The organism is Citrobacter sp. wls619 (genome assembly GCF_005281345.1).
Taxonomy (GTDB): domain Bacteria; phylum Pseudomonadota; class Gammaproteobacteria; order Enterobacterales; family Enterobacteriaceae; genus Citrobacter.
In genome coordinates, this window is sequence record NZ_SZXJ01000052.1 from 1 (window position 1) to 11,270 (window position 11,270).

10 protein-coding genes and 1 pseudogene are annotated in these 11,270 nt (G+C 54.5%); 7 read left to right on the forward strand and 4 right to left on the reverse strand.

Going from position 1 to position 11,270, the window contains the following annotated elements; all coding sequences use genetic code 11:
* Positions 1-314: 314 nt before the first annotated feature.
* Positions 315-1,592, forward strand: a complete 1,278-nt coding sequence (csiE, locus tag FDX19_RS12180; RefSeq protein ID WP_137382906.1) for a stationary phase inducible protein CsiE — start codon at positions 315-317, stop codon at positions 1,590-1,592.
* On the opposite strand, the gene FDX19_RS12185 is transcribed toward csiE, so the two are convergent.
* The 3 genes and pseudogenes from FDX19_RS12185 to hcaR all read right to left on the reverse strand — a co-directional run bounded on the left by FDX19_RS12185 (position 1,587) and on the right by hcaR (position 4,014).
* Positions 1,587-2,735 carry a 3-phenylpropionate MFS transporter gene (locus FDX19_RS12185; RefSeq protein WP_137382907.1) on the reverse strand — a complete coding sequence of 383 codons (1,149 nt, stop codon included), beginning with the start codon at positions 2,733-2,735 and terminating at the stop codon, positions 1,587-1,589. The two genes, csiE and FDX19_RS12185, sit on opposite strands and share 6 nt — an antisense overlap.
* Before the next feature lie 88 nt (positions 2,736-2,823).
* Positions 2,824-3,069: pseudogene (locus FDX19_RS12190) on the reverse strand (aldose 1-epimerase); the annotation flags it as partial.
* 51 nt (positions 3,070-3,120) lie between these two features.
* Positions 3,121-4,014: a DNA-binding transcriptional regulator HcaR gene (hcaR, locus tag FDX19_RS12195; RefSeq protein ID WP_137382908.1), complete on the reverse strand. Its 894-nt coding sequence runs from the start codon at positions 4,012-4,014 to the stop codon at positions 3,121-3,123.
* Positions 4,015-4,149: 135 nt separating this feature from the next.
* Here hcaR and hcaE point away from each other — a divergent pair, with 135 nt between their 5' ends.
* Genes hcaE through hcaD form a run of 5 tightly spaced genes read left to right on the forward strand, consistent with a single transcriptional unit; the run spans position 4,150 to position 8,367 of the window.
* Entirely contained in the window at positions 4,150-5,511 is a 1,362-nt protein-coding gene (hcaE, locus tag FDX19_RS12200; RefSeq protein WP_137382909.1) for a 3-phenylpropionate/cinnamic acid dioxygenase subunit alpha, read from the forward strand.
* Positions 5,508-6,026 carry a 3-phenylpropionate/cinnamic acid dioxygenase subunit beta gene (gene hcaF, locus FDX19_RS12205; RefSeq protein WP_137382910.1) on the forward strand — a complete coding sequence of 173 codons (519 nt, stop codon included), beginning with the start codon at positions 5,508-5,510 and terminating at the stop codon, positions 6,024-6,026. The genes hcaE and hcaF overlap by 4 nt, the downstream gene beginning before the upstream one ends.
* On the forward strand, positions 6,026-6,343 hold the full coding sequence (gene hcaC / locus FDX19_RS12210) for a 3-phenylpropionate/cinnamic acid dioxygenase ferredoxin subunit (RefSeq protein WP_137382911.1): 318 nt from the start codon (positions 6,026-6,028) through the stop codon (positions 6,341-6,343). Before hcaF ends, hcaC begins: the two co-directional genes overlap by 1 nt.
* Positions 6,343-7,155 carry a 3-phenylpropionate-dihydrodiol/cinnamic acid-dihydrodiol dehydrogenase gene (gene hcaB / locus FDX19_RS12215; protein ID WP_137382912.1) on the forward strand — a complete coding sequence of 271 codons (813 nt, stop codon included), beginning with the start codon at positions 6,343-6,345 and terminating at the stop codon, positions 7,153-7,155. The genes hcaC and hcaB overlap by 1 nt, the downstream gene beginning before the upstream one ends.
* Positions 7,156-7,164: 9 nt before the next feature.
* The gene (gene hcaD, locus FDX19_RS12220; RefSeq protein ID WP_137382913.1) at positions 7,165-8,367 is read left to right on the forward strand and encodes a phenylpropionate dioxygenase ferredoxin reductase subunit; all 1,203 of its coding nucleotides are present in this window, start codon (positions 7,165-7,167) and stop codon (positions 8,365-8,367) included.
* 92 nt (positions 8,368-8,459) lie between these two features.
* Here hcaD and glyA read toward each other — a convergent pair whose 3' ends face one another.
* Positions 8,460-9,713 (reverse strand): serine hydroxymethyltransferase, encoded by a 1,254-nt coding sequence (glyA, locus tag FDX19_RS12225; protein ID WP_003835277.1) that lies wholly within the window; start codon positions 9,711-9,713, stop codon positions 8,460-8,462.
* Between the two features lie 325 nt (positions 9,714-10,038).
* Here glyA and hmpA point away from each other — a divergent pair, with 325 nt between their 5' ends.
* Positions 10,039-11,229: an NO-inducible flavohemoprotein gene (gene hmpA / locus FDX19_RS12230; RefSeq protein WP_137382914.1), complete on the forward strand. Its 1,191-nt coding sequence runs from the start codon at positions 10,039-10,041 to the stop codon at positions 11,227-11,229.
* The last annotated feature ends 41 nt before the right edge of the window (positions 11,230-11,270 follow it).

An 11,270-nucleotide genomic window follows, 5' to 3' on the forward strand; every position in this document is an offset into this window, starting at 1 on the left:
CAGAAAAGCGATGAACATGAGGTGAACGGGACCCTTTCTCTGAGAGAGCATATTCATATGCTCAGCCAACATATGTTAATGCCGTAGCGTTAACAGGGCGTCATTGCGCAATCTGCCGATTTTTATATATCTAAACAAAAGATAAAACAGTGAAAAAGCGGATTAACGCGCTGCGTTCGACTACCGCTATCTGTTCCGCACGTTAAAAATTCTGTGACGCTCTCCAGCATTCCTGGCGGAAAGCATTCCATTCTCCATTTCAATAAGCAAACTTTAGCTATTCTTATCAAACATACTTACGGGAGACCCTACAGATGATGTCAACGCTTGCCCCGCCATCTGTACTATCCGCTCCCCAGCGCCGTTGTCAGGTGCTTCTGACGCTTTTCCTGCCTGGGCAAATTGCCACTGCGCAGACTTTCAGCTCGCTGAACGGGGTCGATGATGCCACGGTTCGGGAAGATATTATCGGTGCCGGACTCGAAATCCAGCGCTATCACCGACTCGCCATTACCACCGCTCAGAATGGACATTATGCAATAGAGGGAACCCCGCTCAATCAGCGTCTGTGCCTGTTACAGTGGCTGCGCCGTGGCCTGCGGATTTGTCCAACGTTTATTGCCCAGCAGTTTACCCCGGCGTTAAAAATGGAACTTAAACAACACGGTATTGCGCGGACGCTGTATGACGACACCAATCTGCATGCGCTGATCAACCTGTGTTCCCGACGCTTGCAGAAGCCGTTTGAGTGCCGTGATATCCAGTTCCTGCGGCTTTATTTACAGTACTGCCTGCTACAACATCACGCAGGGATCACCCCGGAGTTTAATCCTCTGCAACAACGCTGGGCGCAAGCTTGTGCCGAATACCCACTCGCTGAGGAAATCGGCCGCCACTGGCAACGGCACGTTATGCAGCGTGCGCCACTGGGGGAATCGCTGTTTATGGCGTTGCTGTTCTCAATGCTCCGCATCCCCGACCCGATTCGTGATAACCACCAGCAGGATCGTCGTCTGCGCCTGGAGATTGCCCGGTTGGTGCTGCGTTTTCGTGAATATGGCAACGTCCGCTTCAGCGATGAGCAAGGGCTGAACGATCAGCTGTATATTCACCTTGCCCAGGCGCTTAACCGCAGCGTGTTTGCCATCGGCATTGATAACACCCTGCCGGAAGAGTTCAGTCGGCTGTATCCCCGGTTAGTACGCACCACGCGTGAAGCGTTACACGGATTCGAAGAGGAATACGATGTGCGTTTTTCAGAGGAAGAGACCGGGCTGGTGGCCGTCATTTTCGGTGCCTGGCTGATGCAGGAAAAGGATTTACACGAAAAGCAGATTATCCTGCTGACTGGTAGTAACGAACAACTTGAAGCGCATATAGAGCAACAGCTGCGAGAACTGACGCTGCTGCCACTCAACGTAAAACATATGCCGATGCAGGACTTTCAAAAAGAAGGTTCACCGCGTGGTGTGGCGCTGATTATTACACCGTACACCACGCCGCTACCGCTGTTTTCACCGCCGTTGATTCATGCGGACCTGGCGCTTACGCAACATCAGCAGCAGCAGATCCGCAAAATCCTCGAATCATGATGCTGCCGGTTGCGCCACCACTTTTGGTCGCAGGACAATCGCGGGAAGCGCCACCAGCGCCATCACCCAGAATACGCCGCTGCCCAGGTTTTGATACAGGTAGCCAGCGAACACGGTCATGATAGCGATGCTGCCGCCCATCGCCACCGCGGAATACACCGCCTGCAAACGAATCACTTCGCTGCCCTGTCGCGTCGCGATATAGCGCATCGCTGCCAGGTGACAGACGGTAAAGGTTCCGCAATGCAGGATCTGCACCACAATCAGCCACGGCAGTTCGGTGCTCCAGCCCATCAATCCCCAACGCACCACGCCGCAAACGGCAGAGAGCAGCAGCAGATCGCGAGCGCTAAAGCGACGGAATAGCTTGTGGCTGAGCGCAAAAATAATCACTTCCGCCACCACACCGAGCGACCATAAGTACCCTACCGCCGAAGCGGAGTATCCGGCAGACTGCCAGTAGAGAGCGCTAAAACCGTAATAGGCCGCATGAGCCCCTTGCAGCAGGCTTACGCAGGCAAGAAAACGCCAGCTTTGGGCTATCAACGTGCGCCAGGCCGGCAATCCCGCACTCTCCTGCTGACGGTTTTCACCCGCAGGCTGAACGCTCGGGCGGATCATCATCCCCAGCAGCATCGACGCGACCCCTAGCGACAACAGGACAAGGATCATCCGGTAATCGAACAGGCTCACCAGTTTACCGGTTAACGCAGAGCCGATGACAAAGGCCACAGACCCCCACAGGCGCACCCGACCATAATCCATGGTTATTTGTTTTTGCCAGGTGTTGGCCAGCGCGTCGGTCAGCGGCACCAGCGGTGAGAAAAACAGGTTAAAGCCGACCATCACCACCATCAGCCACGCGACGTTAGTGCCGGCCCAGAAGGCCAGCGCAAACACCAGCGTCAGGAGCGCCAGAATACGTAAAGCAGAGATCAGGCGAGAGGGATCGCTCACGCGCGGCGCAATCAGCAAACTCCCCAGAAAACGAGCAATCAGCCCCGCGCCCAGCAGCACACCAATGGTTTCCGGCGTCAGCCCCAACCCTTCGAGCCAGACGCTCCAGAAAGGCAGAAAAATACCGTAGCTAAAAAAATAGGTGAAATAACTGAGCGCCAGCCAGCGCGTGGAATGCAGAGCCATGAATCCCTCCCGTTTGGAGGCGATAGTCTGGCGACAAACGCAGGCTGGCGCAAGAGAGCATTAACAGACAAATAACATGATTTTCGCCCTATTCGATACAAATTTGCAGCGAAAAATGGCAACGTTCCCCCTGAGCCAGAACCTGCAATCCCGGCTGCCCCTGCATGTGGTGGGCATTTACCGGATGCGTCTGCGGCTCAAGACACAGGAACGACTCACCCGACATTCTGAACAGCATCAACCATGGAGTTTGCGCTAAAATCGTGACTTCCATCACATTGCGTTGAATGACGGCCCGACCACTCCAGCCCGAATAGCCGACGTTGAGCCGCTGATGGGGATTGGCTATCTGTATGTGGAATCACAACTGAGCGAGCTGTAACCATTACTCTGTCAGACTCACCGCTAAACGTTCCTGTACCGTGGCGATAAAATCAGCAAGCGCGGGTTTTATCGTCCCCTTTTTCCACGCTAGCAGCAGTGAAATGGTCGGGATATCGCCGACAATTGGCCGGAAAACCACCTGTCCGGTATTAAAATTATTCATATAACCGGGTATCAAAGTGACCCCCAGTCCCATACCGACCAGATTCATGGTCACCAGAATGTTGGTCGCCACCTGTACAACATTGGGCTGGCTTTTTTGCTGCTGGAACCAGTTTTTGACAATCATCGCTAACGCACCGGAATAAGCGGGATCGGTGCTGACAAAATTGACGCCGTTCAGTTGCTGTGCCGATATTGCCTTTTCACTGGCTAACGGATGGTTAACCGGTAGCACCACCACCAGCGGCTCATGGAAAAGTTCCAGATAGTCCAGCTCCGGGCTGTAAACCGGATGACGCATTAAGCCCACATCCAGCTCCCCACGCAGGATCTTCTCTTCCTGCTCCGTAGTTATCAGACTCACCAGTTCAATGTGTGTATCCGGTTGTTTTAAACGAAACAAAGGCAGCACCTTAGGCAGCAGATTCACCTCTGCTGAAGGAACAAAACCAATCGTAAAATGGTTATCTTCCTGCACCGTTTTACGGGCGCGAATTTTCGCGCTCTCCGCCTGTTCGAGGATAGCCAGTGCATCCTGTAAAAAGCACTCTCCCGCCGCCGTCAGCGCCACTTTTCGCTTATCGCGTACCAGCAACGGAACGCCCACACAGATCTCCAGATCGCGGATCTGGCTGCTCAACGACGGCTGAGAGGTATGCAGCTTTTCTGCCGCACGGGTGAAATTCAGCGCCTGCGCCACCGCGACAAAATAGCGTAAGTGCCTCAGTTCCATACCCTTCTCCTTGTTATCGAAAAAATGTCTCAACTGGTAGAAATTTACTATTTCACAGATTGATAACTAACCAGCAACATCCTTAGGGCACATAAAAAGAAGGTCAATACATCTTAGCTTTCAGGATTAAAAAATATGACCACACCCTCAAATTTAGACATCTACCAACTGATTGATACCCAAAACGGTCGCGTAACGCCACGGATTTATACCGACCCTGAAATTTACCAACTGGAGCTGGAACGCATCTTTGGACGCTGCTGGTTATTCCTCGCCCACGAAAGCCAAATCCCCAAACCCGGTGATTTTTTTAACACCTACATGGGCGAGGATGCGGTCGTGGTGGTGCGTCAGAAAGACGGTAGCATCAAAGCCTTTCTCAACCAATGTCGTCACCGCGCAATGCGGGTCAGTTACGCCGATTGCGGCAACACCCGCGCCTTTACCTGCCCATATCACGGCTGGTCATACGGTATTAACGGCGAGCTCATCGATGTCCCGCTGGAGCCGCGCGCTTACCCACAAGGGTTGTGCAAATCTCACTGGGGCCTGAACGAAGTGCCCGGCGTGGAGAGCTACAAGGGGCTGATCTTCGGTAACTGGGACACCAGTGCGCCTGCGCTACGCGATTATCTCGGCGACATCGCCTGGTATCTGGACGGCGTGCTCGATCGTCGCGAAGGCGGCACAGAAATCGTCGGTGGTGTACAAAAATGGACTATCGACTGTAACTGGAAATTCCCCGCCGAGCAGTTTGCCAGCGACCAATATCACGCCCTGTTTAGCCATGCTTCTGCCGTTCAGGTACTGGGCGCGAAAGATGACGGCAGCGATAAACGCCTGGGGGACGGACAAACTGCCCGTCCGGTGTGGGAAACCGCCAAAGATGCGCTGCAATTCGGTCAGGACGGTCACGGCAGCGGATTTTTCTTTACTGAAAATCCGGATGCCAACGTCTGGGTCGACGGTGAAGTCTCCAGCTATTACCGCGATACCTACGCCGAGGCCGAACAGCGGCTGGGCAAAGTTCGCGCTCTGCGACTGGCGGGCCATAACAATATCTTCCCAACGCTGTCATGGCTAAACGGCACTGCCACGCTGCGTGTCTGGCATCCACGTGGCCCCGATCAGGTAGAAGTGTGGGCATTTTGTATTACTGATAAGGCCGCGTCAGATGACGTCAAAGCGGCATTTGAAAACAGCGCTACCCGTGCCTTCGGCCCGGCTGGGTTCCTTGAGCAGGATGACTCAGAAAACTGGTGTGAAATTCAAAAACTGCTGAAAGGCCACCGGGCGCGCAATACCAAACTGTGTCTGGAGATGGGATTGGGCCAGGAAAAACGCCGTGAAGACGGTATTCCGGGGATCACCAACTACATCTTCTCAGAAACCGCCGCGCGCGGCATGTACCAGCGTTGGGCCGATCTGCTTAGTAGCGAAAGCTGGCAGGAAGTGCATGAGAAAACCGCCGCTTACCAGCAGGAGGTGATGAAATGAGTACCTTAGTCTCCCTGGAGCTTCATCATCGCATTGCGCAGTTTCTCTACCATGAGGCCAGCCTGCTGGATGACTGGAAGTTTCGCGACTGGCTGGCACAACTGGACGACGACATTCGCTACACCATGCGTACCACAGTCAATGCCCAGACCCGCGATCGTCGCAAAGGCGTGCAGCCGCCGACGACGTGGATTTTCAATGACAACAAAGATCAGCTTGAGCGCCGGATCGCCCGCCTCGAAACCGGTATGGCCTGGGCGGAAGAGCCGCCATCGCGCACTCGTCATCTGATCAGCAATCTGCTGGTCAGCGAAACGGGCCAACCCGACGTGTTCGCGGTGCGCCTTAACTACCTGCTGTACCGCGCGCAAAAAGAGCGAGATGAAACCTTTTACGTTGGCATGCGCGTAGACAAAGTCCGTCGTCTGCCGGGTGATGAGTGGCGTTTACTGGAGCGTGAGATCGTGCTGGATCAGGCGGTGATCACCTCCCATAACCTGAGTGTCCTGTTCTGATGAGCCGTATTTATGCCTGCCCCGTAGGGGATTTGCTGGAGGGTGAAGCTCTCCGGCTCGACACGTCGCCCGTCATCGCGCTGTTCAACGTCGGCGGCGAGTTTTATGCCATTAACGATCGCTGCAGCCACGGCAATGCCTCGATGTCGGAAGGTTATCTGGAAGACGATGCCACCGTGGAATGCCCGCTGCATGCGGCCAGTTTTTGTCTGAAAACCGGCAAAGCGCTATGCCTGCCCGCCACCGATCCGCTGACTACCTATACCGTGTATGTGGAAGGTAGCGATGTATTTGTTGATATTCCCGGAGGGACCTGATGAGCGATTTACGCGACAACATCATCTTTATCACTGGCGGTGGCTCTGGCCTTGGTCTGGCACTGGTCGAACGCTTTATCGAAGAAGGTGCAAAAGTTGCCACGCTGGAACTGTCGCCAGCCAAGGTCGCCAGCCTGCGCCAACGCTTTGGCGAACACGTGCTGGCGGTAGAAGGCAATGTCACCAGTTATGCCGACTATCAGCGGGCGGTAGATCAGATCCTCACGACGTTCGGCAAGCTGGACTGCTTTATCGGTAATGCCGGGATTTGGGATCATAATGCTTCGCTGATCAATACCTCCGCCGAGGCGCTGGAAAGCGGCTTTCATGAGCTGTTTAACGTTAACGTGCTGGGCTATCTGCTGGGTGCGAAAGCCTGTGCCGCTGCGCTTATTGCCAGCGAAGGCAGTATCATTTTTACCCTCTCCAATGCCGCATGGTATCCCGGCGGCGGCGGCCCGTTGTATACCGCAAGCAAGCACGCCGCAACCGGACTCATTCGTCAGTTAGCCTACGAGCTAGCACCGAAAGTTCGTGTCAACGGCGTAGGGCCGTGCGGTATGGCAACTGACCTGCGCGGCCCGCAGGCGTTGGGTCAGAACGATACATCAATTATGCAATCACTGACGCCGGAAAAAATCGCCGCTATCCTGCCGCTGCAGTTTTTCCCTGATCCAGCAGATTTTACCGGTCCATACGTGATGCTGGCATCAAAGCGCAACAACCGTACGTTGAGCGGCGTGATGATCAATGCCGATGCTGGCCTGGGTATTCGCGGTATTCGCCACGTTGCCGCCGGGCTGGATCTCTGAGGAGGCGTTATGCACAACAAAATTATTGCTATCGTCGGCGGTGGACAGGCCGCAGCGATGGCGGCGGTAGCACTGCGCCAGCAAGGGTTTGACGGCGAGATACATCTGTTCTCCAATGAGCCGCATCTGCCGTACGAACGCCCTCCATTGTCCAAAGCGATGCTGCTGGACGACGCCCCGCAGCTGCAGCCGGTGCTAAACGCGACCTGGTGGCAGGAAAATACTGTTCATCTGCATCTGAACGTGACTATCCAGACGCTCGGTCGCCAGACACATCAGCTAGCGCTGGCTGACGGCCAGGGTTATCCGTGGGATCAGCTACTGATTGCCACGGGAGCGGCTGCCCGCCCTCTTCCACTGCTGGATAAACTGGGCGATCGCTGCTTTACCCTGCGCCACGCGAACGACGCGACTCGTCTGCGCGACGCTTTACTCCCCGGTAAATCGATGGTGATTGTCGGGGCGGGCACCATTGGCCTGGAACTGGCGGCCAGCGCGACCCAGCGCGGCTGTCGGGTAACGGTAGTGGAGCAGGCGCCAACGGTGATGGGCCGCAATGCGCCTGCCCCGGTGCGTGACTATCTGCTAGCACGCCACCAACAGGCGGGTGTGCAGATACGGCTCAACAGCACCATCGAGCATGTCGAAAGCGGAGAGTTACTTACCCTGACGCTGCAAAATGGTGAAACCATCACTGCCGATGCGGTGATCTACGGCATTGGCATCGTGGCGAATGACGCACTGGCCCGCGATGCAGGCCTGGAGACGGCGAACGGCATTATCGTTGATACCGCTTGTACCACCTCCGATCCGGCGATTTTTGCTGCCGGCGACGTGGCGCTGACGCATCAGCCCGACGGTTCGTTGGCGCGTGTAGAAAGCTGGGAAAATGCCAATATCCAGGCGCAGGTTGCTGCCGCAGCAATGCTCAATTTACCGTTGCCGGAGAAGACACCAGGCTGGTTCTGGACTGACCAATACCAGGATAATCTGCAGTTTATTGGCGAAATGCAGGGAGATAGCTGGCTTGTACGCGGCGATGCTGATGCGCAGAAAGCGATATGGTTTAACCTGCAGGATGGCGTGATAGTCGGCGCCGTAACGTTGAATCAGGGCCGAGAAATACGTTTATTGCGGAAATGGATTCAGGCAAAGAAAAAGCCGCCAGTGGCGGCTTTAGTCGACGAAGCAATCTTGCTTAAATCGATATAACGACCGGAGGATACTGCGTTTATCCGGCCTACAAGTTATTCGTATGTAGGCCGGATAAGGTGATTACACCGCCATCCGGCAATCCGTATTGCTTACGCGTAAACCGGGAAACGTGCGCAGATATCCAGTACTTTACCTTTGACGCGCTCAATAACAGCTTCGTCATTGATGTTGTCCAGAACGTCACACATCCAGCCAGCCAGCTCTTTCACTTCCGCTTCTTTAAAGCCACGGCGAGTCACAGCCGGAGAACCGATACGGATACCGGAAGTCACAAACGGGCTCTTCGGATCGTTCGGCACGCTGTTTTTGTTCACGGTGATGTTAGCGCGGCCCAGCGCGGCGTCAGCTTCTTTACCGGTCAGGTTTTTATCCACCAGATCCAGCAGGAACAGGTGGTTTTCAGTACCGCCAGAAACCACTTTGTAACCACGGTTCAGGAACACTTCCACCATCGCTTTGGCGTTTTTAGCAACCTGCTGCTGGTAAACTTTGAACTCTGGCTCCATCGCTTCTTTCAGCGCTACCGCTTTTGCCGCGATAACATGCATCAGCGGGCCGCCCTGCGCGCTTGGGAACACCGCGGAGTTCAGTTTTTTGTACAGCTCTTCGTCACCGCCTTTCGCCAGGATCAGGCCGCCACGTGGACCCGCCAGGGTTTTGTGGGTGGTGGTGGTCACAACGTGTGCGTGTGGAACCGGGTTCGGATAAACGCCTGCGGCAATCAGACCCGCAACGTGCGCCATGTCAACGAACAGGTATGCGCCGATGCTGTCAGCGATTTCGCGCATTTTTGCCCAGTCAACCACACCGGAATAAGCAGAGAAGCCGCCGATGATCATCTTCGGCTTGTGCTCTTTGGCCTGCTTAGCCATGTCTTCGTAGTCAATTTTACCGGACTCATCAATGCCGTAAGGGATGATGTTGTACAGTTTGCCGGAGAAGTTTACCGGGGAGCCGTGAGTCAGGTGGCCGCCTTGTGCCAGGTTCATACCCAGAACGGTATCGCCCGGTTGCAGCAGCGCGGTGTAAACAGCGAAGTTAGCCTGAGAGCCAGAGTGCGGTTGGACGTTAGCGTAATCAGCGCCAAACAGCTCTTTCGCGCGGTCAATCGCCAGTTGCTCAACGATATCAACGTATTCGCAACCGCCGTAGTAGCGCTTGCCCGGATAACCTTCAGCGTATTTGTTGGTCAGCTGAGAACCCTGTGCCTGCATAACGCGCGGGCTGGTGTAGTTTTCGGAGGCGATCAGTTCGATGTGCTCTTCCTGACGTACTTTTTCCTGCTCCATAGCCTGCCACAGTTCGGCATCATAATCGGCAATGTTCATTTCACGCTTTAACATCCGCATCTCCTGACTCAGCTAACAATAGAATTTCGGCCTAAAAAGGTTGTCCCTAGGACTTCGGCCAACAGTATAACCGAATCATTCTTCGATAACAGGTCTTGACAAAGGATTTTACGCAAACGATTACCTTCACGGCACGCAAGGCTTTGCAGAACAAAGCTCTGCTGAATTTCAACGGATTTCTTTTCAGGTTTGTGATGCAGATTTTTCACGATGTAACCTTTACAACGCAAAGTTACAAAGAACCATTTACAATGCAGGGGTATTTTTTATAAGATGTATTTGACATACATCATTAAAGTCTCAGATAAAGGAAGACCGCATGCTTGACGCACAAACCATCGCTACAGTGAAAGCCACTATTCCCCTGCTGGTTGAAACAGGTCCGAAGCTGACCGCCCATTTCTACGATCGCATGTTTACGCATAACCCAGAGCTGAAAGAAATTTTCAACATGAGTAACCAGCGTAATGGCGATCAGCGCGAAGCGTTGTTTAACGCCATTGCCGCGTATGCCAGCAATATCGAAAACCTGCCAGCGCTGCTGCCAGCGGTCGAGAAAATTGCCCAGAAGCACACCAGCTTCCAGATTAAACCCGAGCAGTACAACATCGTGGGTGGCCATTTACTGGCAACGCTGGATGAGATGTTCAGCCCAGGCCAGGAAGTGCTGGATGCGTGGGGCAAAGCATACGGCGTGCTGGCGAACGTCTTTATCAACCGTGAGGCGCAAATCTACAGCGAAAATGCCAGCAAAAATGGCGGCTGGGAAGGTACCCGTCCTTTCCGCATCGTGGCCAAAACCCCGCGTAGCGCGTTAATCACCAGCTTTGAGTTTGAACCGGTCGACGGCGGTGCGGTCGCGGAATACCACCCGGGGCAGTATCTGGGCGTCTGGCTGAAGCCGGAAGGCTTCCCACATCAGGAGATTCGTCAGTACTCGCTGACCCGCAAACCGGATGGTAAGGGCTACCGTATTGCGGTTAAGCGTGAAGACGGTGGTCAGGTTTCAACCTGGCTGCACAACCATGCGAATGTTGGCGACGTTGTTCACCTGGCCGCACCTGCGGGCGATTTCTTTATGGATGTTTCTACCGATACCCCTGTTTCACTGATTTCCGCAGGCGTGGGGCAGACCCCGATGCTGGCGATGCTGGATACGCTGGCAAAAGCGCAACACACCGCGCAGGTTAACTGGTTCCACGCGGCTGAAAACGGCGACGTGCATGCCTTCGCCGATGAAGTGCATGAACTGGGCAAAACGCTGCCACGCTTTAGCGCACACACCTGGTATCGTGAGCCAACCGAAGCCGATCGCGCAAAAGGTGCGTTTGATAGCGTTGGGCTGATGGATCTGAACAAACTGGAAGGCGCTATCAGCGACCCGGCGATGCAGTTTTACCTGTGCGGCCCGGTTGGCTTTATGCAGTTCGCTGCGAAGCAACTGGTCGGTCTGGGCGTGAAAAACGAAAACATTCATTACGAATGCTTCGGCCCACATAAAGTGTTGTAATGAATTGCGCGAGTAGGCCGGATAAGGCGTTTACGCCGCCA

Coding starts and splice junctions, on each gene's coding strand:
- csiE (WP_137382906.1), top strand. CDS start 315: ATGATGTCAACGCTTGCCCCGCCATCTGTACTATCCGCTCCCCAGCGC.
- FDX19_RS12185 (WP_137382907.1), bottom strand. CDS start 2,735: ATGGCTCTGCATTCCACGCGCTGGCTGGCGCTCAGTTATTTCACCTAT.
- hcaR (WP_137382908.1), bottom strand. CDS start 4,014: ATGGAACTGAGGCACTTACGCTATTTTGTCGCGGTGGCGCAGGCGCTG.
- hcaE (WP_137382909.1), top strand. CDS start 4,150: ATGACCACACCCTCAAATTTAGACATCTACCAACTGATTGATACCCAA.
- hcaF (WP_137382910.1), top strand. CDS start 5,508: ATGAGTACCTTAGTCTCCCTGGAGCTTCATCATCGCATTGCGCAGTTT.
- hcaC (WP_137382911.1), top strand. CDS start 6,026: ATGAGCCGTATTTATGCCTGCCCCGTAGGGGATTTGCTGGAGGGTGAA.
- hcaB (WP_137382912.1), top strand. CDS start 6,343: ATGAGCGATTTACGCGACAACATCATCTTTATCACTGGCGGTGGCTCT.
- hcaD (WP_137382913.1), top strand. CDS start 7,165: ATGCACAACAAAATTATTGCTATCGTCGGCGGTGGACAGGCCGCAGCG.
- glyA (WP_003835277.1), bottom strand. CDS start 9,713: ATGTTAAAGCGTGAAATGAACATTGCCGATTATGATGCCGAACTGTGG.
- hmpA (WP_137382914.1), top strand. CDS start 10,039: ATGCTTGACGCACAAACCATCGCTACAGTGAAAGCCACTATTCCCCTG.